Source organism: Gottfriedia luciferensis (genome assembly GCF_001712755.1).
Lineage (GTDB): Bacteria > Bacillota > Bacilli > Bacillales > Bacillaceae_G > Gottfriedia > Gottfriedia luciferensis_B.
The window spans coordinates 225,100-246,938 of record NZ_MDKC01000035.1 but is presented as its reverse complement, the minus strand read 5'-3'; the positions used below and the strand labels follow the sequence as shown (position 1 = coordinate 246,938).

The 21,839-nt window shown below is 32.5% G+C and carries 22 protein-coding genes and 1 other annotated feature; of the genes, 19 read left to right on the top strand and 3 right to left on the bottom strand.

The features are described 5' to 3' along the window. Positions 1 to 32 precede the first annotated feature (32 nt). From BED47_RS20560 to BED47_RS20505, 12 genes are all read left to right on the top strand, one after another. Positions 33 to 1,334 (top strand): bifunctional folylpolyglutamate synthase/dihydrofolate synthase, encoded by a 1,302-nt coding sequence (locus BED47_RS20560; protein ID WP_069035188.1) that lies wholly within the window; start codon positions 33 to 35, stop codon positions 1,332 to 1,334. A 24-nt stretch (positions 1,335 to 1,358) separates the two neighbouring features. Continuing rightward, a complete protein-coding gene (locus BED47_RS20555; protein WP_069035187.1) occupies positions 1,359 to 3,074 on the top strand; it encodes a sensor domain-containing diguanylate cyclase in 1,716 nt (571 codons plus the stop codon). A gap of 171 nt (positions 3,075 to 3,245) precedes the next feature. Beyond that, a complete protein-coding gene (locus BED47_RS20550; protein ID WP_069035186.1) occupies positions 3,246 to 4,214 on the top strand; it encodes a hypothetical protein in 969 nt (322 codons plus the stop codon). Positions 4,215 to 5,076: 862 nt separating this feature from the next. Beyond that, on the top strand, positions 5,077 to 5,637 hold the full coding sequence (locus BED47_RS20545) for a Maf family protein (RefSeq protein ID WP_069035185.1): 561 nt from the start codon (positions 5,077 to 5,079) through the stop codon (positions 5,635 to 5,637). A gap of 21 nt (positions 5,638 to 5,658) precedes the next feature. Then, complete coding sequence (gene radC / locus BED47_RS20540; protein ID WP_069035184.1) at positions 5,659 to 6,345, top strand: RadC family protein; 687 nt, start codon at positions 5,659 to 5,661, stop codon at positions 6,343 to 6,345. 135 nt (positions 6,346 to 6,480) lie between these two features. Further along, a complete protein-coding gene (locus BED47_RS20535) occupies positions 6,481 to 7,521 on the top strand; it encodes a rod shape-determining protein (RefSeq protein ID WP_069035183.1) in 1,041 nt (346 codons plus the stop codon). Positions 7,522 to 7,696: 175 nt separating this feature from the next. After that, entirely contained in the window at positions 7,697 to 8,551 is an 855-nt protein-coding gene (mreC, locus tag BED47_RS20530) for a rod shape-determining protein MreC (RefSeq protein WP_069035182.1), read from the top strand. Between the two features lie 7 nt (positions 8,552 to 8,558). Next, positions 8,559 to 9,077, top strand: coding sequence for a rod shape-determining protein MreD (gene mreD / locus BED47_RS20525; protein ID WP_069035181.1), 519 nt, complete (start codon positions 8,559 to 8,561; stop codon positions 9,075 to 9,077). Between the two features lie 47 nt (positions 9,078 to 9,124). Next, on the top strand, positions 9,125 to 9,811 hold the full coding sequence (gene minC, locus BED47_RS20520; protein ID WP_056472554.1) for a septum site-determining protein MinC: 687 nt from the start codon (positions 9,125 to 9,127) through the stop codon (positions 9,809 to 9,811). A gap of 2 nt (positions 9,812 to 9,813) precedes the next feature. Further along, the gene (gene minD / locus BED47_RS20515) at positions 9,814 to 10,608 is read left to right on the top strand and encodes a septum site-determining protein MinD (protein WP_056472557.1); all 795 of its coding nucleotides are present in this window, start codon (positions 9,814 to 9,816) and stop codon (positions 10,606 to 10,608) included. 168 nt (positions 10,609 to 10,776) lie between these two features. Further along, a complete protein-coding gene (locus tag BED47_RS20510) occupies positions 10,777 to 11,547 on the top strand; it encodes a M23 family metallopeptidase (protein ID WP_069035180.1) in 771 nt (256 codons plus the stop codon). Further along, positions 11,540 to 12,400, top strand: a complete 861-nt coding sequence (locus BED47_RS20505) for a site-2 protease family protein (protein WP_069035179.1) — start codon at positions 11,540 to 11,542, stop codon at positions 12,398 to 12,400. The genes BED47_RS20510 and BED47_RS20505 overlap by 8 nt, the downstream gene beginning before the upstream one ends. Before the next feature lie 159 nt (positions 12,401 to 12,559). Here the strand turns inward: BED47_RS20505 and BED47_RS20500 are convergent, their stop codons facing one another. Then, positions 12,560 to 13,126 carry a glycosyltransferase family A protein gene (locus tag BED47_RS20500; protein WP_069035178.1) on the bottom strand — a complete coding sequence of 189 codons (567 nt, stop codon included), beginning with the start codon at positions 13,124 to 13,126 and terminating at the stop codon, positions 12,560 to 12,562. A gap of 206 nt (positions 13,127 to 13,332) precedes the next feature. Between BED47_RS20500 and BED47_RS20495 the strand changes: the two genes are divergently transcribed. The 6 genes from BED47_RS20495 (at position 13,333) to obgE (ending at position 17,992) form a co-directional block, all read left to right on the top strand. Continuing rightward, positions 13,333 to 14,790 (top strand): Rne/Rng family ribonuclease, encoded by a 1,458-nt coding sequence (locus BED47_RS20495; RefSeq protein WP_069035177.1) that lies wholly within the window; start codon positions 13,333 to 13,335, stop codon positions 14,788 to 14,790. Positions 14,791 to 14,851: 61 nt separating this feature from the next. Beyond that, positions 14,852 to 14,928: a sequence feature (ribosomal protein L21 leader region), on the top strand. A 13-nt stretch (positions 14,929 to 14,941) separates the two neighbouring features. Then, complete coding sequence (gene rplU / locus BED47_RS20490; protein WP_025672164.1) at positions 14,942 to 15,250, top strand: 50S ribosomal protein L21; 309 nt, start codon at positions 14,942 to 14,944, stop codon at positions 15,248 to 15,250. A 9-nt stretch (positions 15,251 to 15,259) separates the two neighbouring features. Beyond that, the gene (locus BED47_RS20485) at positions 15,260 to 15,595 is read left to right on the top strand and encodes a ribosomal-processing cysteine protease Prp (protein WP_056472574.1); all 336 of its coding nucleotides are present in this window, start codon (positions 15,260 to 15,262) and stop codon (positions 15,593 to 15,595) included. Between the two features lie 16 nt (positions 15,596 to 15,611). Further along, positions 15,612 to 15,902 carry a 50S ribosomal protein L27 gene (gene rpmA / locus BED47_RS20480; protein ID WP_025672162.1) on the top strand — a complete coding sequence of 97 codons (291 nt, stop codon included), beginning with the start codon at positions 15,612 to 15,614 and terminating at the stop codon, positions 15,900 to 15,902. Between the two features lie 245 nt (positions 15,903 to 16,147). Then, a complete protein-coding gene (locus tag BED47_RS20475) occupies positions 16,148 to 16,690 on the top strand; it encodes a Spo0B C-terminal domain-containing protein (RefSeq protein ID WP_069035176.1) in 543 nt (180 codons plus the stop codon). Positions 16,691 to 16,705: 15 nt separating this feature from the next. After that, positions 16,706 to 17,992 (top strand): GTPase ObgE, encoded by a 1,287-nt coding sequence (obgE, locus tag BED47_RS20470; protein ID WP_069035175.1) that lies wholly within the window; start codon positions 16,706 to 16,708, stop codon positions 17,990 to 17,992. A 542-nt stretch (positions 17,993 to 18,534) separates the two neighbouring features. Here the strand turns inward: obgE and BED47_RS20465 are convergent. Together BED47_RS20465 and BED47_RS20460 are read right to left on the bottom strand one after the other, a co-directional pair. Next, positions 18,535 to 19,077: a transcription repressor NadR gene (locus tag BED47_RS20465; protein ID WP_069035174.1), complete on the bottom strand. Its 543-nt coding sequence runs from the start codon at positions 19,075 to 19,077 to the stop codon at positions 18,535 to 18,537. Positions 19,078 to 19,085: 8 nt separating this feature from the next. Continuing rightward, positions 19,086 to 20,240, bottom strand: a complete 1,155-nt coding sequence (locus tag BED47_RS20460; protein WP_439097799.1) for an IscS subfamily cysteine desulfurase — start codon at positions 20,238 to 20,240, stop codon at positions 19,086 to 19,088. A 114-nt stretch (positions 20,241 to 20,354) separates the two neighbouring features. Between BED47_RS20460 and nadB the strand changes: the two genes are divergently transcribed. Continuing rightward, positions 20,355 to 21,836: an L-aspartate oxidase gene (nadB, locus tag BED47_RS20455; protein WP_069035172.1), complete on the top strand. Its 1,482-nt coding sequence runs from the start codon at positions 20,355 to 20,357 to the stop codon at positions 21,834 to 21,836. Positions 21,837 to 21,839 lie beyond the last annotated feature (3 nt).

The following is a 21,839-nucleotide window of genomic DNA, read 5'->3' as shown; positions in this document are numbered from 1 at the left end:
TCGTCGTTTTTTACTATAAAGGTAGGGTTAAGATGGTTAATACATATGAGGAAGCACTGAAATGGATGTATAACAGAACAAAATTTGGCATTGTACCTGGACTACAAAGAATGGAAGAAATGCTAGTTAGACTAGGTAATCCTCAGCTAAGTGTCAAAGCAATTCATGTCGCAGGAACGAATGGAAAAGGCTCTACAATTACTTTTCTTCAAAGTATTTTATTAGATGCAGGGTATACAGTAGGAACTTTTACATCACCATATATATTAGATTATCGTGAACAAATCATGTTCTGCGGTGAAATGATCAGTAAACAAGAATTTATCCAACTAGTAAACTGTATGATTCCAGTTGTTGAAGAAGTTGAACAATTACCATGTGGTGCGCCAACTGAATTTGAAATCATTACAACTATGGCTTTTTACTTCTTCGGAAAAATAAAAGAACATGACATGTTTTTAATTGAAGCTGGTTTAGGTGGGTTAGAGGATTGCACAAATGTAATGACACCTCTAATTAGTGTCATTACTAGTATTGGCCACGATCATCAACAAATTCTTGGTGAAACAATAGAAGAAATCACTAAGCATAAGGCAGGAATTATTAAAAAGGGAATTCCAATTGTTACAGCAGAATTGAAAGAAAAAGCTTTAACGATTATTCAAAATGCCGCAATCAAAAATGAAGCTGATTATTTTGAGTATGGTAATCATTTTTTTGCTTCTCCATTGAAAGATTCACTTTATGAAATGTTTAATTACAAAGGCAATGGTAGGTTAATTGAAAATATTGAGTTATCAATGCTAGGGCACCATCAAATTAGGAATGCTTCTTGCGCAATCTGTGTTGTTCAATTATTACAAAATCAATATGGAATGAAGTTTAGTGAAGATAATATAAAAAGAGGATTAAAAATAGCACTAAAAGCAGGAAGATTAGAACGAATAGCTTCAAATCCTATCATTTATATTGATGGCGCACATAATGTTGAAGGAATTAAAAGTTTAGTGGAGACGATGAATAACCGTTTTCTTGATAAGGAAATAAAGATTCTGTTCTCTGCCCTGAAAGATAAAAATACTCGAGAGATGTTAAAAGAATTACGAGAAATAACAAATAATATTGTCATGACTACTTTTGATTTTCCTAGAGCGATGAATAAGGAAGAATTAATTTCGAATGCTAGTACACTTAATATAAAATATGAAAGTGATTTATCTGTTGCAATCGATAAGAATATAAAGGAAATGCAGGAAAACGAGATATTGTTAATAACCGGTTCTTTATATTTTATCTCGGTAGTAAGAAGATATTTACTAAAAAAATTCGCTTAGAATTGTAAAGGAGGGCCCATAATCTTGATTAGTAAGCTTAGTAATAGGTTGATTTGGATCGCATGGATTGTTCTAATGCCAATCATAATTTATTATGCTAATATGGCTAGCCCTCTTAGACAAATAGATCGTTCAAATTTTTTAATTATAATCGCGTTATTTCTAATTGTAGCCAATATGCCGATTAAAATTAATGATGCTACATTTTCTTTTATTTTCGGAATCTCAATATTGGTGTTTTTATCGTATGGTTTAGTTGCAGAACTTTTAATAAGTCAATTGGCCTATTCGATTCTGTATATAAGATTAAGTATTACAAAAAATACTCTCTACCGAATGCCGCTTAATTCGTTAATGTTTGCATTATGTTCTATTGGTAGTGCACTACTTTATTATTTAGTTGGGGGAAAGATTGAACCTACTGGAACTAAAGAAATATTGAATAGCTTATTTCCAATCCTCATATACACACTAGCATCTTTTTGGATTAATCAAATCGTTATTTATTTTATTACGATTTATTTATATAAAAGAGAAATGAAATTGATAAATAGGGAATTTAAGTGGGATTTGTTTATCTATTTATTAATGTATCCAATTGGAATAAGTCTTTATTTAATGCTAGAGACAAAAGGATATATTACGATAATCTACATAACGATTTACTATATCATTTTAATGATTATTCTAAACTCTTTATCCTCTGCTTTAAATATGAACAAATATTTAAGGCAAACAATGAAAATCAGTCAAAAACTTTCTCAAAGAATGGAAGAAGAGCAAGTAATCGATGAGTTTTTTGAACAATTAACTACTTTAATTCCAGTTTCATATGGGAATTTATTTATAGTCGAAGATAAATCACTTAAATTAATAAGATATTTTCAAAATAAATGTGATGAAAAAATATTTAGTTGTCCTTACTTTGATACGCTTGAAGGGTCAATCTCTCAAAAAGTATTTTTTGAAAAAAGAAGATATAGTTTTAACAGACGATCACAATGGTACACCAATGATCATTTGAAATTTTTAGAAGCAGAAAGTTTATTATCAATCCCAATTATAAAAAATCAAGAAGTAGTTGGTGTACTCACAATTGCATCGGAACAAAAAAATGCATTTGAAAAATACCAAGTAGTTTTGATCGAAATCCTTGCATTATATCTCGCAATTGCAGTTGAAAATGCAAGGTTTTACTTACAAACAAAAATCAGAAGTGAAACTGATGCTTTAACCGGCTTATATAATTTTGAATATCTCGAATCTAAAATTAAAGAAGAATTTGAACGGTTGAAAACATTCAAGATAAAGACAATTTCATTACTTCTTATTGATTTAGATTATTTTAAAAGAGTGAATGACAGGTACGGTCATCAAGCAGGTAATGAAGTATTATTTGAAGTTGCAAGTCGGATTAAAATGGTAGTGAAGAAAAGTGGTTTAGTTGCTCGTTTTGGTGGAGAAGAATTTTCAGTACTGCTTGTAAATCATAGTGACAGAGAAACATATGATTTAGCAGAAGAAATTAGAAAATCGCTAGAAACTATTCCATTTTACATTACAAATCATCTGACTAACGAAGATCAAAAGATTAAGTTAACAGTAACAGCAAGTATAGGTGCAGCAGTTGCACCATTTGTGGCGATAGAACCGTCAGACTTAATTCGATGTGCAGACAGAGCTATGTATTCAAAAGCAAAAAATGCTGGAAGAAATAAAGTGGCAATGTATAGCAAATAACCACCGGGAATCCTACGGTGGTTATTTATTTATGTAGATAAGAAATGAGCAAGTTTTTGTAATTTTTTGTTGCACGATACCTGTTTGTCCTCGACAAATGTCGGCGTGTTTTTCTGGGATTATATGTTAGTATTTTTTTACGTTTTAAAATAAAGTAGTAGGAGGATTCATATGGACAAGTCCTCAAAGATATCAATTAAAATTAATGGCGAGGAAAAAGCGTTTAAAGAAGGTTCCGTTAATTCCCAAAATCAGGTAGAGGAGAAGAACGGGGAATTTGGATGGGTTTTACCAACTCCTGATGGGTTAGGTAAAAAAGTAATCGTTTTAGATGATGTTAAAAAGAAGAAAAAGATTAAGCCAGAGCAAAAGGTGAAGGAGAAAAGGAAGATTTCTTTTTTCACAAAGAAGTCACCATCAAAAAGTATTATTATTTCTATAATAGGAGCAAGTTTAATAGGACTATGTTTTGGGTTTGTATTTTTAGGGATATTTAAACAATCAAAGCCAGATGCACTTAACAAAACTAAAAATAGTGTATCGGTTTCTGGTACAGCAACGAACCAAGTCCAAATGAAGATTCCAGCAGTGAAGTTTGATCTAGCACAAGTTGGAATGTATAAAAGCATGGAATCAGCGAAGAAAAATGAAAAAGAAGTATCTACAAATGGCTTTACCCCCGTCATTTATGAAAAAAATAATAATTTTTTCGTCGTTATTGCCTTGAGCGGGAAAGATAGCACGTTTCTAGCAGATGAAGTTAAGAAAAAATTTAAAAGTACTTATTTAAAAGAAGAAACAGTTGGAGGGCAAATATACAAAGGCCCAAAACAATCAGTAGATATGTATAAAGCTGAAGTGGAAACATTTAATTTTATGTTATCGTATTTAACAGATAATAACTTTAATAATGAAAAACAACTTGAACAAATAAGCTCAACGATGTTAATTCTAAGTAAGCAAAAAGATTATATTAAAAATAAACAATTACTAAGTGGACTTAAGCACTTACAAAACATCGAAAAAGTAATGTCCTCAAGCAGTAAACAAAATCTAAATAAAGTAACCCAATCAGTCCAATACGACATGTTATCCTTATTTAAAATATTAAAAGAACAAAAAAATACACTAACAAATTAAATTTTTGTTAGTGTATTTTTAGTTTGTTGAAATATAAAATAGTCAATAGAGTAAACGTACTCTAAGTGATCAGTTATTATTGATTAAATTATCATTTTTTGATGATTTATTCTTGATTTTAAATTTTAAAATGTTTGAGCAATTTTTTATTTCAACAACACTAGTAATGTTTTTTTTGAAGTTGAAAATATTATGAGCTAATTCAAAAAACAAATTCGATTTATTAGATTGTAAATTAATTAGTTATTATTTGACTACAAACAGTTTATTAAACAGCCGTTATATTACTTTAAGTAAAGGCTATTTGATTAGGTTTTTATTGCAAACTTTTTTTGATGAAAAAGTTGATTGGAACGGAAGGGTGCTCGACTCCTATGGGATTAGCGGGAAGGCTGAGACCCCGCAGGCTTGCCGAGGAGGCTCAGGTCTCGCCCCATGGAAAGCGAGCATCCTGTAGTGGAAATCAACATCACTCTACTCCTTTACGTAAATTTGATAATAAGTTTGAAGATTATTTTTTAGCAGCGTGAATGCACTGACAAATTATTTTTGTTAGTGTATTTTATATTACAAATTGAATGAAAGAAATTAATATTTATCATTAAAAATTTCTTATTGTAATTTATATCTATTCAAATTTTAAGCAAAATTTATTCTGAAAAGACTGGATTTAGACATAAAATATATAAAAATGAAATTTTAATATTAGGGTATTTTAATACTTAACAAAACTTTCATTTTTATTACATTTTAATAACGAATAGACAACGAAAAGTGTTTTTTACTAATTTGTGTTATAGTGATTACTTGGGTAGGATAGTCATGTATCCTTCCTTTTAAAAAAAAATAATAGGTGAATGAAATGAAAAAACTTATATTAGCCTCTGCATCTCCTCGAAGAAAAGAACTTCTTAGCATGTTAAATATCCCTTTTATCATTGAAACTAGTGATGTTGAAGAAGTAATGGAGCAGAACTTGCAGTCTTCTGAGATTGTATTGAAATTGGCGGAAGAAAAAGCTATAGATGTATCTAATAAATTTCCAAATGCAGTAGTAATCGGTGCTGATACGATCGTTACTTATAATGATAAAAAACTAGGTAAACCTACCTCAAAAGAAGATGCATTTGCCATGTTAAAAATGCTATCTGGAAAAACACACGAGGTTTTTACTGGAGTTTCAATTATTAATGAAGGTAAAAGTAGTAGCTTTTATCAATGTACAAAAATTACCTTTAGTGAACTAAGTGATCAAGAAATAATTGATTATATCAATACGAATGAACCGATGGATAAAGCTGGTTCTTACGGCATACAAGGATATGGCGGAACATTTGTAGAGAAAATAGACGGCGACTATTATTCTGTTGTTGGACTTCCGATCAATAAAGTTAAGAAAAAACTAAGAGAACTAAATTTTTAACTTTTGATTTGAGGTGATACTTTGTCAAATTCGGTTCTCATTAAAGATTTTCCGAAAGATGAAAGGCCAAGAGAGCGATTGTTAACATTTGGTCCCGGTAGTTTGTCTAACCAGGATTTACTTGCGATCTTATTAAGAACTGGGACAAAAAATGAATCGGTTTTAAAAGTTTCAAACGAACTTTTATTGAAATTTGATGGACTAAGATTATTAATGAATGCGTCTGTTGAAGAAATATCTGATATTAAAGGTATCGGTGAAGCAAAAGCTGTACAGCTAATTGCTGCCTTTGAATTAGGAAAAAGAATTAATCGACTTCAATATGACGAAAGATTTATTATTAAAAGTCCAGATGATTGTGCAAAATTTATGATGGATGAAATGCGATTTCTTGAACAAGAACATTTTGTATGTTTATACTTAAATACGAAAAATCAAGTTATTGCCCGCGAAACTATTTTTAAAGGTAGTTTAAATGCATCGATTGTTCATCCTCGTGAAGTTTTTAAAGAAGCTTTTCGTAGATCTGCAAGCTCGATTATTTGCTTACACAATCATCCGAGTGGGGATCCTACTCCAAGTCGAGAAGATATCGAAGTAACAAAACGATTAGTTGAATGTGGAAAAATAATTGGAATCGAATTACTAGACCACATCATAATTGGTGAACATAAGTATGTCAGTTTAAAAGAAAAAGGTTGCGTTTAAGGGTGTTCATTAGTAACTAATTGTTTTATAATGTAAGTTATGGATAAAAACCTGTTATTTACTAACGATAAGAGAATATAGTATAGATACTTTAAATATGAATTTAAGTTGTAAGTTTTAGAAAGGGAGATACATATGTTTGGATTAGGTGGATTTACTCGTGATTTAGGAATAGACTTAGGTACGGCAAATACTTTAGTCTTTGTAAAAGGAAAAGGAATAGTGGTTAGAGAACCTTCTGTTGTTGCTTTAAGGACGGATACGAAACAAATTGTTGCTGTAGGTGGCTCAGCAAAACTAATGATTGGTCGTACTCCAGGAAATGTTGTTGCAACTAGACCAATGAAAGATGGTGTAATTGCTGATTTTGAAACAACAGCAACAATGATGAAGCATTATATTGATCAAGCTCAAAAAAGTAACGGATTTTTCTCACGTAAACCTTACGTAATGGTATGTGTACCATCAGGTATTACTGCTGTTGAAAAAAGAGCCGTTATCGATGCAACAAGACAAGCTGGTGCACGCGATGCATTCTTAATTGAAGAACCGTTTGCTGCTGCAATTGGTGCTAATTTACCGGTTATGGAACCGACAGGTAGTATGGTTGTTGATATCGGTGGAGGAACAACTGAAGTTGCAATTATCTCATTAGGTGGTATCGTTACAAGTCAATCGATTCGTACTGCCGGTGATGATATGGACGAAGCGATCATTCAATATATTAAAAAGAACTATAACTTATCAATCGGTGAACGAACTGCCGAACAGTTAAAGCTTGAAATTGGTTCAGCTATTAAAAGTGAATCAGATGAACAAATGGATATTCGTGGTCGTGATTTAATTTCAGGTTTACCTAAAACAATTACAATCCATGGAGAAGAAATTGCAACAGCATTAAGTGATACAGTTGCGGCAATTGTTGAATCTGTAAAAAATACATTAGAGAAAACGCCACCTGAGTTATCAGCAGACATTATTGATCGTGGAATCGTACTTACAGGCGGTGGAGCACTTCTTCGTAATATTGATAAAGTAATTGCTCAAGAAACAAATATGCCTGTAATAGTTGCAGAAGACCCTCTTGACTGTGTTGCAATGGGGACAGGTAAAGCGTTAGATAATATCGATATTTTCAAAAAGAATTTCGGTGCAAATTCAAATCAATATCGATAAAATTGAATTGAAAATGTTTTAAAAAATAAGCTAGTTTTCTAAAAAAAGTGAACTACTATATAAGTTCTTTAATAAGAAGATTAGTTGGAATTTGTAATCCTCACTATAATTAGTGAGGATTACATTCATGAAATCGTTAGAACAAAAAGTTGAATTGTTATAAGAGGGTGTAAGAATGCCACAATTTTTTCAAAATAAACGTTTAATGATTGTCTTAGCTGCTATTATCTTACTAGTGGCACTTCTAGGTTATTCTTTAAGAAGTAATAGAAACCTTTCAATTCCTGAGCAGTTTATTAAAGATACAGTAAGTCTGACTGAAAAAGTATTTAATAAGCCCGCACAACTTATTGCGGGTTTATTTAATAATATTGCGGACTTAAAAGATACATATGATGAAAATCAAGTTTTGAAAAGTAAGCTCGATAAATATGTTGAATTATCTGTACGTGAGAAAGCATTAGAAAAAGAAAATAAAGAATTAAAAGACATGATTGGAATTAAAAAAAGCTTAAGTGATTATGATACATTTCAAGCTACAGTAACGATAAGAGATCCGGATAAATGGCAACAAATTATTACCATTGATAAAGGATCGATAAGTGGTATTGAAAAAGAAATGGCAGTTATCACTTCTAAAGGCTTAATTGGTAAAGTTAAAAATGTTTCTAAATTTTCATCCACTGTACAATTATTAAGTTCTTCAGATCGCACAAATCGAATTTCTGCTAAAATTCAGCAAAAAGATACGGTTTTTGGTTTGATAGAAGGTTATGATGTTGAGAAACAAGCTTTATTATTCAAACGAATTCCTTCAAATGCAAAAGTAAAAAAAGGACAAATTGTTGTGACTTCAGGTCTTGGTGGTGTTTTCCCAGCTAATCTTCCAATAGGTAAAGTTGAGGAAGTTGTGCCTGATGAACATGGGCTAACACAAACAGCTTATATTAAACCGCAAGCAGATTTTAATGACATAAATCATGTGCTAGCTGTAAAGCGTTCAATTGATCAGCCACAGAAAGGAGAGTAATTAGTAAATGAGTAAGTATGGTTTACCTCTCCTTTTAACATTTCTGTTTATATTAGAAAACATTTATGTATCAACTGTATCGCCAAACATTCTTGGTCATAATGCGATTATTGTTCCACATTTTTTATTTTTTGGTTTATTATTTATTACATTATATTACGATCCGAAGAAGGCACTTTTTTATGGTGTTATCTTTGGATTCATTTATGATATTGTTTATACAGAGATTATAGGTATATATTTAGCTGCTTTTCCGTTATTTATCTTTTTAATAAGTCAAGCAATTAAAATACTTTATGCGAATTTATTCGTTCGAAGTATTCTTGTTTTAATATGGACTGTAGCCTTAGAATATTTAGTATACGGATTAAATGCGTTGTTCGGATTTACTAATATGAATAATCTATACTTTTTGAATCATCGATTATTGCCGACATTATTACTGAATGCACTATTTATATTAATTTTTGCATATCCTTTTTCATCATTATTAAGAACAATTAGTGAAAATAATGAGGAAAAATAAAGGATTTTTCGGGTGCATGTCGAATTATACAATCGGGGTGAACACTTATCATGGAACAGAGGCAACAATATGTTACAATAAAAGGAACGAAAGATGGTCTAACACTGCACCTCGATGATACATGTTCTTTTCAAATTTTAGTAGATGAAATTGAAGAAAGACTGTCTACCCACTTGTTTGAGAGCAATGATCGTCCCTTACTTGCAGTTCGTTTAAAAATAGGAAATCGTTTTTTATCTCCCGAACAAGATGAAATTATTCGTTCAATTGTTCGTAAAAAGAATAATCTTGTGGTTGAAACAATCGAAAGTAATGTGATTTCGAAACAAGATGCTATTGAATGGATGAAAAGGGAGGAAATTGTACCTATTTGTAGAATGGTAAGATCCGGTCAGATTCTCCAAGTGAAAGGTGATTTACTGTTAATCGGTGATGTTAACCCAGGTGGAACTGTTATTGCGGGTGGAAATATCTTTATTATGGGTGCACTAAGAGGTACTGCTCATGCCGGTTTTAATGGTAATAAGGAGGCAGTTATTGCGGCATCAATAATGAGACCAATGCAGTTGAGAATTTGCAGCATAATGAACAGAGCACCGGATCATTATGGTGATGAAGGCAATGAGATGGAATGCGCGTATATAAACGAAGACAGCCAAATCATTGTCGATCGCATACAATTTCTGACTCATCTTAGACCTAGTTTGACAAGGTTAGAAAGGGGCATGATGTAACTGTGGGAGAGGCTATAGTAATTACATCTGGTAAAGGTGGAGTTGGTAAAACAACTACATCAGCAAATTTAGGAACAGCATTAGCGATGTTTGGAAAAAAAGTGTGCTTAATTGACACTGATATCGGCCTACGTAACTTAGACGTTGTCATGGGATTAGAAAATCGCATCGTCTATGATTTAGTGGACGTTGTTGAAGGGCGCTGTAAAACGCATCAGGCATTAATAAAGGATAAGCGTTTTGAATGTTTATATTTATTACCTGCTGCACAAACAAGCGATAAAACTGCTGTTTCTCCTGAACAAATGAGAGAGCTTGTTGATGAATTAAAAAAAGACTATGATTATATATTAATAGACTGCCCTGCTGGTATTGAACAAGGATATAAAAATGCAGTAGCAGGTGCAGATAAAGCGATCGTTGTCACAACTCCTGAAGTTTCTTCAATTCGTGATGCAGATCGTATTATTGGATTATTAGATCAAGAGGATATTGAACCTCCTAAACTAGTAATCAATCGTATTAGAAGTCATATGATGGAAAATAGAGATAGCTTAGATGTTGATGAAATTACTTCAATGTTAGCTGTAGATTTAATTGGTATTGTCCAAGATGATGAAAACGTTATTAAGGCAACTAATAGTGGTGAACCTGTAGCGATGAATCCAAATTCAAAAGCTTCTATCGCATATAGAAATATTGCAAGAAGAGTGCTAGGGGAATCTGTACCATTACAATCATTAGAGACTGAAAAGAGTATTTTCTTTAAAGTGAAAAAATTATTTGGCATCCGATAACACTTCGTAAAAAGCGAAGTGTTTTTCTTTTTTATTTCTCAAATTTCCTCTTTAATCACTTCCAAAATCCTGTCTAATACCTTGGTCCACTTTTCAAATTATCTACTCATAAGTTGTCCTATCGATTCATATAAATTAAATAACTAGGTTGCGAGGAGAGGTGACACTTTGAGTAAGCGCGTAGATGATATAAGAAAGCGGATCGCTAAACGTCGTGAACAAGAAGAAAAATGGGGAAATCCGAATCAATTGATGAGCAAATTTCCGGTAAAAGAAGTGCAAAATACTGAGGGTGGATACACTTATACTTATGATGACTTGGTAGAAGAGCAAGGTAAGAAAATAATGAATAACTCTAACTTTATGTTTAGAAGTTTATTATGTGCGATTATTGTACTAGCTTTAGCCATCATCTTAAAAAGTAACTCACCTATGGCATCTCAAGTTCGGCATGGTCTTTCACAAGTTTATGAAAGTGAATTTCAGTTTGCTTCCTTACAGAAATGGTATGAAGATCGGTTTGGGAGTCCTATCGCTTTTTTACCACAATTAAATGATCACAAAGAGAATGTAGGAAATGATAATTATGCTGTTCCTGCAAGTGGTAAAGTACTGCAAAGTTTTAAAACGGACGGTCAAGGTATATTGATTCAAACTGAAGCTAACCAAAAAGTAGAGTCAATCAAAAAAGGTCGAGTACTTTTTGTAGGAAAGAAAGATAATTTAGGGAATACGGTCATTATTCAACACGCAGATGGTTCTGAATCTTGGTACGGAAAATTAGGAACAACTAATGTAAAAGTTTATGACGAAGTAGATAGTAAAAAGGTTATCGGAACGGTATCATCCAATGATGAAGGGAATCTAGGAACTTATTATTTCGCAATTAAAATGGGGGAAAAATTTATAGATCCGAAACAGGTGATTCCATTTGAATAAATGGCTAATTCTTCCTTCCAAAATTTCTGTTCATCCACTGTATTTATTAATTGCATGTATTGGCATTATGACAGCTAATTTTTGGTCAGTATTGTTTGTATCAATTATTATTTTCTGCCACGAATTAGGTCACGCCATTGCTGCTACTTCATTTAATTGGAGAATAAATAAAATTACGCTACTTCCGTTTGGGGGAGTAGTAGATCTTGATGAACATGGGAATCGACCAACTTACGAGGAGTTTATTGTTACAATTTCTGGCCCCATTCAACATTTAACTTTATATATAATCGCTAACTTCCTATTTCAAATGAATTTAATGCCTGAAAACCTCTATACACTTTTTATCAATTATAATCTTAGTATTCTTTGTTTTAATTTATTACCAATATGGCCATTAGACGGAGGAAAATTAATCTATCAGTTATTTTCATTGATCTTTCCGTTCGTTAGAGCTCATATATATAGCTTGTACTCATCTTTTGTATTTTTATTGTTATCCTCATTACTTACAATCATAATTCAGCCTATGAATATTACAATTTGGGTTTGTCTTTTATTTTTAATCGTTTCCTTATGGGGTGAGTGGAAAAATAGGCATTTTGTTGTTATACGTTTTTTAATGGAACGGTTTTATGGAAACGAACAATATATCCAAAAAATCAAATCGATCTCCTTGAATAAAGAAACAAAATTATTTCAAGTTTTTTCTAACTTTCAAAAAGGCTATAAATACAATGTTGTCTTCTCTCTTGATAAAAAAAATCAACAAATGTTAGATGAAAATGAATTATTACATGCTTACTTTACTGAGAAGAAAGCAACCTACTCGCTTGAAGAATTAATTAGTTAGATTTCATTATTTTATACATTTTTATAAACTGAGATAGCTTGATATGAAGCCAGCTTTATAGTGTTGAAGCCAGTACAATTTCAGCTCAGAATAGAGTTTAATATTAAGTTTGCAAACAAAAAGATGGTCTCTAGTGAGGCCATTTTTTGTTGTTTTTATTCAAACATACCACGAAGAATCTTTTGGAATATAGTCATAGTAATACAATATTGAAGGTATCCTTTTTTGAATTATTATATCGTTTGAAACTCGTCTGCCCCATTCATCATCTTCTCCAAAACTGATATTAAGAAATTTATGTGCAGAGGCAATCTTTTTTGAATAGCACATTAAATGATTTGGTTTTCGATAATAATAATTTTCATCTTCCCCATGTGCAAACTCTTTCCCATATTTACAAACTTTAGAATATTGGTTATTAAAATTTACTAAAACGTCAAATACAATACAGTCAACATTTGGCGTTTCATTGATTGCTGAGCAGAGTGTTTCGATATAATTCGGTTCTATCCGATCATCGTCATCTATAAAAACTACATAATCTCCTTTTGCTTGCTCAATTAGAACATTTCTTTTTTCACCAATGCTTCTTTTTTTATTTTCCAAAAGTACTAATATTTCAACTGGATATGTTTTACTTTGTTTATCTAATTCATTAATAATTTTATTTAAATACCCCATTCTTTCGGGGACGGTTGGAATAAGAATTGATAGAATTATATCCATATAATCGCTCCTATCTATATCAGGATTAAGTAAAAGAAAGGGTAAAATAAGGTTTCTTTAAAGAAGAATGTAACAGAAATCTTAATCTAATATTCAATTTCTAATATTCATGTGAGTAGACTAACTAATTAGATTATATTAACTAGCTTTTTTCTATTTAAATGAATAAAATGTGATAGATACTATACATAGTTAGGAAGATGAATTTGAAGAAAGTTATTATGAATGTAAAACATTCTGAGAAAAGAATTGCTGTAACTGAAAATGAACAGCTAGTTGAATGGTTTTCTTCTGCAGACCAAAATACATATGTAGGAAATATATATGTAGGACAAATCCAAGAAGTAATGCCTAAATTAAATGCAATTTTTGTAAATATAGGTTTAAATAAAAATGGCTTTATGAGATTCGAAGATACAATTGAGGGTAAAGAATCAGAAATCAATAAAGACGAATTAATAAGAAAAAAGTTCCAAAAAGGACAATATATTTTGGTTCAAGTCATAAAGGATGCGTTTGATGAGAAAGGTCCTAAGCTTACAAATAATCTAGAGTTCTCTGGTGATTACGTTGTATACTTCCCTCTTACAAAACAAGTTGCTGTTTCAAATAAAATAAAAAAAGAATCGAAACGAAATAAATTATACGCATTTGGCCGAGATCACACAAGTGATAATGAGGGGCTAATTTTCAGATCTTCATGTGAAAATGCTGAATCAGATGTGATTTTAAATGAGTTAAAAGGCTTTCAAACATTTTATGATTCATTAAAAAATCAAAGCTTTAAAAAAATCACTTGTGTATGGGAAGCGAATTCCTTGTTTACTAAGTTTTTTAAATTACATCCTAAAGATACAATTAGTGAATTAATTATTGATGATTTAGCTTCTTATAAAAATTATTTGCCTGAAGATCTTCAAATCATTAGTTACAGAGGAAATGAAAATATTTTTGTGGCATTTAAAATTGAAGAACAAATAGAAAAATCTTTTAAACAAATTGTATGGTTAAAAAATGGTTCATTTCTACTGATCGAGCAAACTGAAGCGATGACAGTGATTGATGTAAATACAGGTAAATTTAGCGGGAAAAATAATCGTGAAGAAACTGTGTATCATACTAATCAATTAGCTGCAATTGAGATTGTTCGTCAATTAAGACTTCGTGATATTGGTGGAATGATTATTATTGATTTTATAAATATGAAGTCCGTTGAACAGCAAAAAAGTATAGGTGATCAATTAAAGGAAGCCTTTAAAAATGATCGAGCATATACAAAGCTATTTGGATTTTCTGACCTTGGTTTATTTGAACTTACACGTAAAAGAACAGCTCATTCACATATCGAAGCAACACATCAAAAATGCCCAGAGTGTAATGGTAGTGGGCTTGTAAAAAACACAGTTCAGACAGTTTTCGAGCTTGAAAGGACGCTTTGGGAGCTCTCAACAAGTCGTGATATTGAGGCTTTACTTGTTGAATGTAGTGAAGATGTCGCAAAAGCATTAAATGGAGATCAGAATAATCATGTACAAAGACTAGAAAAAGCAATGTTTATAAAAATTTGTTTGAAAATTATAGCTTCAAAAACACCATTTTATAATATCGTTAGAACTGGTACGACAAAGGAAATAACAAGCTATTTAGAAACAGTCATTAACTGAAGTAGTTGTTGACATTCGACATGCCCCGTGGTAACATCATAATGTTATTGTTTGTAGCGCACCCGTGCTACAACCGCACATAATAGGTATTAAATTGCTTTTTTAGCATGCCTATTTGTGGCGAGTCTTAGACTATTGAGGAGGTGCAATTATGTACGCAATTATTGAAACTGGTGGTAAACAAATCAAAGTTGAAGAAGGTCAAGCAATCTACATCGAGAAACTTGATACTAACGCAGGTGAAACTGTAACATTCGACAAAGTTTTATTCGTAGGTGGCGAAAACATCAAAGTTGGTAGCCCAACTGTTGAAGGAGCTACTGTAACTGCAAAAGTTGAAAAGAACGGTAAAGCTAAAAAGATTCTTGTATTCAAATACAAATCTAAAAAGAACTACCGTCGTAAGCAAGGTCATCGTCAACCTTACACTAAAGTTGTTATCGAAAAAATCAACGCTTAATTTTAAGTAATGACTAAAATAACAATTGAACGTTTAAAAGATGGACGTATAGGTTCCTTTAAAATAAGTGGACATGCATTTTTTTCTGATGCTGGGACTGACATTGTTTGTGCCGGTATATCAGCAGTTTCAGTAGGAACTGTAAATGCTTTGGAAGCAATTTGTCGTATAGATTCCGAATTAAATACAGTAATTGATGAAAAGAAAGGTTTCTTGAAGTATCAATTACCGATTGATTTAAATGAAGATAATATGCAAAAAGCGCAACTTATCCTTGAAGCGATGATCGTATCTTTACAAACTATCGCTGCAAGTTACGGTGACTATGTCACTATAAACGAGTAAAACAGGAGGTGTAACCATGTTAAAATTAAATCTTCAGTTATTTGCTTCTAAAAAGGGAGTAGGTTCTACAAAAAACGGTCGTGACTCAATGTCAAAACGTCTTGGCGCTAAACGTGCTGATGGACAATTCGTAACTGGTGGTTCAATTCTTTACCGTCAACGCGGCACTAAGATTTATCCAGGTGTAAACGTTGGTCGTGGTGGAGATGACACATTATTTGCGAAGGTTGATGGCGTAGTTAAATTCGAACGTTTAGGCCGTGACCGCAAACAAGTAAGTGTATACCCTGTAGCTCAAGAAGCTTAAGAAACTAACTTAGAAACTCTAACCTTTTAGGTTAGAGTTTTTCTGTACTTAAGACATTTTTATATATAATAAATTGCTATAAAAAATGTTGTTATAGCAACCTCTCAAACAATATGCTCCAAAGACTCGGCATTTTACAAGCTACACACTAGTTTGAGACTTTCAAAATGATCAATCAAAATGCCGGGTCAAACTTTTATATTACCTTCATAAATACGAAAAATGTAAACCTATAGGAGAATACAATGCAGGAAAAATGGGACGTTCTAGAGGTATTAAGACATTCACGTCATGATTGGTTAAATCGAATTCAATTAATAAAAGGATACATGGCCACAGGTCAATCTGACCAGCTAGAAGAAACGATTACGAAAATTGTTGCTGATTCTTTGAATGAAGCTAAAATCTGTTCGTTACAAATTCCAGAGTTTGCAGAATTTATCATTACCTATAACTGGAAGCCTCGTACAATTGTGCTAGATTATGAAATTTTAGGAGAACCATGTTCGCTTAAAAATTTAGACGAAGTGATGACAGTATGGATTCAAAATTTTTTAGAAAAACTAGAATCTTGGGTACATATTTATGAGGAAAATTTTGTTAGTTTAACAATTGAAATAAATGATAAAACAGTTAGTTTCTTTTTTGACTTCAGAGGTAAACTAACAAAGAAAGAAGATATGTTGAAGTGGATTGTTTCATCATCAAATGACAGCTCAAAAATCAGAATGATGTCATATTTTTGTGAGACAGAAGAGTGCAGTATCGAATTTAAAATGGAAAAATAAAAGAGTGGTGGATGTATGTTTATTGATCAAGTCAAGATATATGTAAAAGGTGGAGACGGTGGAAACGGTATGGTAGCCTTCCGTCGTGAAAAATATGTTCCAAAAGGTGGCCCTGCTGGTGGAGACGGTGGTAGGGGAGCTAATGTTGTATTTAAAGTGGATGAAGGCTTAAGAACATTAATGGATTTCCGTTATAAACGTCATTTTAAAGCTGATCGTGGTCAACATGGTATGTCTAAAAATCAACATGGTAAAAATGCAGAAGATATGATTGTAAAAGTACCACCTGGGACGATCGTAACAGATGCTGATTCAGGTGAATTAATAGCTGACCTTACAATGGATGGTCAAACAGCTATTATTGCACGAGGAGGCCGTGGAGGCCGTGGAAATAGTCGATTTGCAACGCCTGCAAATCCAGCTCCAGAAATAGCTGAAAATGGTGAGCCAGGTAAGGAAAGAAACATTAAACTAGAACTTAAAGTTTTAGCTGATGTTGGATTAGTTGGTTTCCCAAGTGTTGGTAAATCAACATTACTTTCTGTTGTAAGTTCTGCTAGACCAAAAATCGCTGAATATCATTTTACAACAATTGTTCCTAATTTAGGTGTTGTAGAAACTGAAGATAATCGTAGTTTTGTAATGGCCGATTTACCAGGGTTAATTGAAGGAGCACATCAAGGTGTTGGACTTGGGCATCAATTCCTACGTCATATTGAAAGAACACGTGTAATTGTTCATGTAATAGATATGTCAGGTCTTGAAGGCAGAGACCCATATGATGATTACTTAACAATTAATCAAGAGCTAAAAGAATATAATTTACGTTTAACTGAACGACCTCAAGTAGTCGTTGCAAATAAAATGGATATTCCAGAAGCTGAAGAAAACTTAATTAAATTTAAAGAGCAAGTTGGAGATGAAGTTCAAATTTTCCCAATTTCTGCGGTAACACGTCAAGGTTTACGTGATTTACTATTTACAGTTGCAGATTTAGTTGAAACAACTCCAGAATTCCCACTTCATGACGAAGAGGAAGACAAACCATTACGAGTTCTTTATAAATATCAAAAAGAAGAACCTACTTTTGAGATTACTCGTGAAAGTGATGGAACGTTCGTCATTAAAGGTGAAGAGCTTGAAAAACTATTCAAAATGACTAACTTTGAACGCGAAGAGTCAATTCGTCGATTTGCACGTCAAATGCGTGGAATGGGGATTGATGAAGCACTACGTCAACGTGGCGCGAAAAACGGAGATATCGTTAAAATTTCTGAATACGAATTCGAATTTATCGATTAATAATTCCTTTATAAAAAGAGGGTGTCCAAGTGGAACACCCTCTTTCTTATTTATTCATAAATAAAATGCTGTAAATATGACTTGTAAGATCGCAATTAAGAAGTCTCTCTCGCAATCGAATAGTGAAATGCAAATAAATTTCGAGAATCGCAAATAAAATTGACACAATCGCAATTAAAATTCAAGAATCACAAATAAACTTAGCAAAACTACAAATAAATTCCCACAAATCGCAAATAAGATAAAGTTTTACCCATACTAGTAAAGGTATTTTGACTTAAAATTGAACAAAAATAAGACCCATTAAAAGGAAAAGGATCAAATTCACACAGATTTTTCTATTTCGACTAAAAAAGTGTTTAAAGCTTGCTGAAATGATCATCAACAAGACCAAAAACAAAAATACAATAAAAGCCTGAATGTGATACCCCAGATCTACAATAAAAAAAGGATGCCCATATGTCCCTTACTCTGACACATGAGACAGCCCCTTTATTGTTTAATCAAAGAAATCTACCAATTCAAACCACTTAAACCTTCACTTAAGGTATGTCTACCAAAAAACCTTCATTTTTTAATTGTAAGATCGCACTATTAAGTTGCTGTTCACTATCTGCCTCGATCGTATGAAGATGTGTTCCATTTGTTAAATTAGAAAGTGGGACGGAGCTAGTTTCTCCCATTTTTTGAAGAAATAAGCTTATATCATAACGGTTCGCAATTTGTAATTGGGCTGTGATATATCCATAGACAGGATGTTCAACCATTACATCTTTAACTGTAACACCGTGATCGACTAATATTTCTAGTTCTTTTTGCGTGTCTTCAGCTGTATGGTGACAAATAATTACTTTTCTAATTTTGTTCGTTTCCTTATTAGGATGTATATAAATATAACCTTGTGCAGTTGCTAGTATTGGCTCATTTTTCGCTTTTAAAAGTGTAATATCACCTACAACAACTTGTCGACTAACATTTGCTCTTTTAGCTAAGGAATTGCCTGATAAGGGCGACTCAGACTCCTTTAACCATTGTAATACTTTCTTTCTTCTTTCTTCCCCTAAAAGTTTTTTATTCATTTTAATTTCCTCGATTAAAAGTTTTGATTAATGATTAATTTTAACACAGATGAAAATTTGACTAAGTCTTCTTTTGTTGTTTGTTTCCCGACTGAAACTCTGAAGAATTGTTTTGCTTCATGAGGGTCTCTTCCGATTGCTAACATCGTTTCTGAAGGTTTCTGCATGCCAATTGCACAGGCACTTCCTGTTGAAATGGCAAATTGATGTCGATTGCATTCAAGCATGACAAACTGGCCTTCAAGTCCAATGATCCTCATTCCAATTATATTTGGAATACACTCTCCATCAGAACCTTCAAATTTTACAAGATGTTGAACATCTTGTAATTGTGATTTTAAAACATTTTTTAAATAGTGACATCTCTTTTGCTCTTCGTCTTGATTTTTTATGATATGACCAGTTGCTGTTACGAATGATGCAATTGCTGGGACATTAACAGTACCGGGACGAATCCCACTTTCATGAGATGTACCGGGATAGATTGGTTGACAAGTTAATTTAGGATTTAAATAAAGGGCTCCGATCCCTTTTGGTCCATATAATTTATGACCTGAAATACTAAGACTAGAAATTTCATATTTTGAGACATCTATTGCTATTTTTCCAAATGATTGTACACAATCGCAATGAAGTAAAATATTTGATGAATTAAATAAATTTGCAATCTCGTTAATCGGTTGAATAGCTCCAATTTCAGAATTGACATGTTGAAAAATGCCCAATACAGTATCTTCGCGAATTGCATTTTCAATTACTTCTAAGGATATAATCCCGCTATTTGTAACTGGTAAATAAGAAACTTCATAACCTTGTTCTTCCAGTACTTTTAAATAATTGCTAATTGAAGAATGCTCTAATGTTGTGGTTAATATGTGTTTTCCGACTTTTTTTGTACTCTTTAAGAGGGTTTGAATAGCAATTAAATTTGATTCAGTTCCTCCACTTGTAAAGTAAATTGAAGCGGGGCTAGCATTTATAAATCCTGCTAATTGCTTGCGGCATGCTTCAAGTAACAGTGATGCCTTTGAGCCAATATCATGTAAACTTCGCTCATTTCCAAAGTAATTTTTAGAGGCAGTGACAAATGTCTCAATGGCTTCTTCACTCATTGGAGTTGTAGCAGCATAGTCTAAATAAATCAAATTAAAGTCTCCTTTTTTACTCATTAAAAAAAAATTTCTTGTCATTAGTTTAAATATATGTAAATATAGGTGTCAAGACAGCTTTTTTATCTATAAGATAAAATTTAAATAGATGAACTGTAAATGGAGGGGGCAACTATGCGAACTGCAGACGTTGTCATTATTGGCAGTGGGATTGCTGCATTAATGGCTGCTGAGGAAATTTGTCAGTCTAAAAATGTGATTCTATTCACAAAGAAAAAAATTTGGGACAGCAATTCGATGCTTGCACAAGGTGGAATTGCAGCTGTAATGTCTGATGATGATTCTTGGGAACTTCATAAACAAGATACGCTCGAAGCGGGTTGTAATGTAAATAATATAGAAGCAGTAGAAGAACTAGTAAAGAACGGAACAACATCTATGAAGGATCTTGTTTCTATTGGCATGGAATTTGATAAAGATGAATTAGGTCAGTTTCATCTTGGTAGAGAAGGAGCGCATCGGAAAAATAGAATATTACATTCTGGCGGAGATGCCACTGGAAAGCATTTAGTTGAAACTGTTTTTGCACGGATAAAAGAGAAAATAACGATTATTGAAAATGAAATGGTAATTGATTTAATCATACAAGATGGAAAATGTAAAGGTGTTTATATACTTAATGAAAATGGGGAATTAGAATCCTGTTTTGCAAACACAACACTTCTGGCGACTGGCGGTATTGGGGCAATGTATCAATTTAGTTCTAATAATAAGGCCATAACCGGAGATGGAATTGCTATGGCATATCGAGCAGGTTGTGAGATGGCTGATTTGGAATTTATTCAATTTCATCCTACCATGCTTTATATTAATGGGGCATGTAAGGGTCTAGTATCAGAAGCTGTTAGAGGTGAAGGAGCTTTTTTAGTAACGAAAACTGGTCGTCGCATTATGAAAGGAATTCATCCATTTGAAGATTTAGCACCAAGAGATGTTGTTAGTAGGGCGATTTTTAATGAAATGCAAAACGGGGAAGAAATCTATGTATCGATCGAAATGATTGATGGATTTGAAAAACGTTTCCCAACAATTACTGCCAATCTTATTAATAATGGAATTGATTTACAAAAAGGATTGATTCCTGTTGTTCCAGGTGCACATTTCCACATGGGTGGGGTAAAGACATCTGCAAATGGAGAAACGACTATTCCAGGATTGTATGCAGTAGGAGAGGTTGCTTGTACAGGTGTACATGGTGCAAACCGACTTGCTAGTAATTCTTTATTAGAAGGGATTGTGTTTGGTAAAAAGGTTGCGAAATTTATAGCTGACCTTCCTTTATCTAAAATAAATGAGAACCCACCAAAATACATGATACCAAGATTTAGAATCTTACCTAAAAAAGATGAAATTAAAGAAATAATGATGAAATATATCGGTATTGTAAGAAATGAAGAAGATCTAAATAAAGCAATCACATATTTTTCTTATTTCTTAGAGTCTAAAACAGTTGATTCACGCCCGATGAACAAAGAGGAACTAGAAAGATACAATATGTTAATGACTGGAAAACTAATTGCAGAAGCTGCTATAAGAAGAAAAGAAAGCATCGGCTCACATTTTATAGAATATATAGATCAACCAGCTAATATTTGAGGA

What these genes read in the sequence shown, in the direction of transcription:
- BED47_RS20560 (WP_069035188.1), top strand. Translation starts at nt 33, where the DNA reads ATGGTTAATACATATGAGGAAGCACTGAAATGGATGTATAACAGAACA.
- BED47_RS20550 (WP_069035186.1), top strand. Translation starts at nt 3,246, where the DNA reads ATGGACAAGTCCTCAAAGATATCAATTAAAATTAATGGCGAGGAAAAA.
- BED47_RS20545 (WP_069035185.1), top strand. Translation starts at nt 5,077, where the DNA reads ATGAAAAAACTTATATTAGCCTCTGCATCTCCTCGAAGAAAAGAACTT.
- BED47_RS20535 (WP_069035183.1), top strand. Translation starts at nt 6,481, where the DNA reads ATGTTTGGATTAGGTGGATTTACTCGTGATTTAGGAATAGACTTAGGT.
- mreC (WP_069035182.1), top strand. Translation starts at nt 7,697, where the DNA reads ATGCCACAATTTTTTCAAAATAAACGTTTAATGATTGTCTTAGCTGCT.
- mreD (WP_069035181.1), top strand. Translation starts at nt 8,559, where the DNA reads ATGAGTAAGTATGGTTTACCTCTCCTTTTAACATTTCTGTTTATATTA.
- BED47_RS20500 (WP_069035178.1), bottom strand. Translation starts at nt 13,126, where the DNA reads ATGGATATAATTCTATCAATTCTTATTCCAACCGTCCCCGAAAGAATG.
- rplU (WP_025672164.1), top strand. Translation starts at nt 14,942, where the DNA reads ATGTACGCAATTATTGAAACTGGTGGTAAACAAATCAAAGTTGAAGAA.
- BED47_RS20485 (WP_056472574.1), top strand. Translation starts at nt 15,260, where the DNA reads ATGACTAAAATAACAATTGAACGTTTAAAAGATGGACGTATAGGTTCC.
- rpmA (WP_025672162.1), top strand. Translation starts at nt 15,612, where the DNA reads ATGTTAAAATTAAATCTTCAGTTATTTGCTTCTAAAAAGGGAGTAGGT.
- BED47_RS20475 (WP_069035176.1), top strand. Translation starts at nt 16,148, where the DNA reads ATGCAGGAAAAATGGGACGTTCTAGAGGTATTAAGACATTCACGTCAT.
- obgE (WP_069035175.1), top strand. Translation starts at nt 16,706, where the DNA reads ATGTTTATTGATCAAGTCAAGATATATGTAAAAGGTGGAGACGGTGGA.
- BED47_RS20460 (WP_439097799.1), bottom strand. Translation starts at nt 20,240, where the DNA reads ATGAGTAAAAAAGGAGACTTTAATTTGATTTATTTAGACTATGCTGCT.
- nadB (WP_069035172.1), top strand. Translation starts at nt 20,355, where the DNA reads ATGCGAACTGCAGACGTTGTCATTATTGGCAGTGGGATTGCTGCATTA.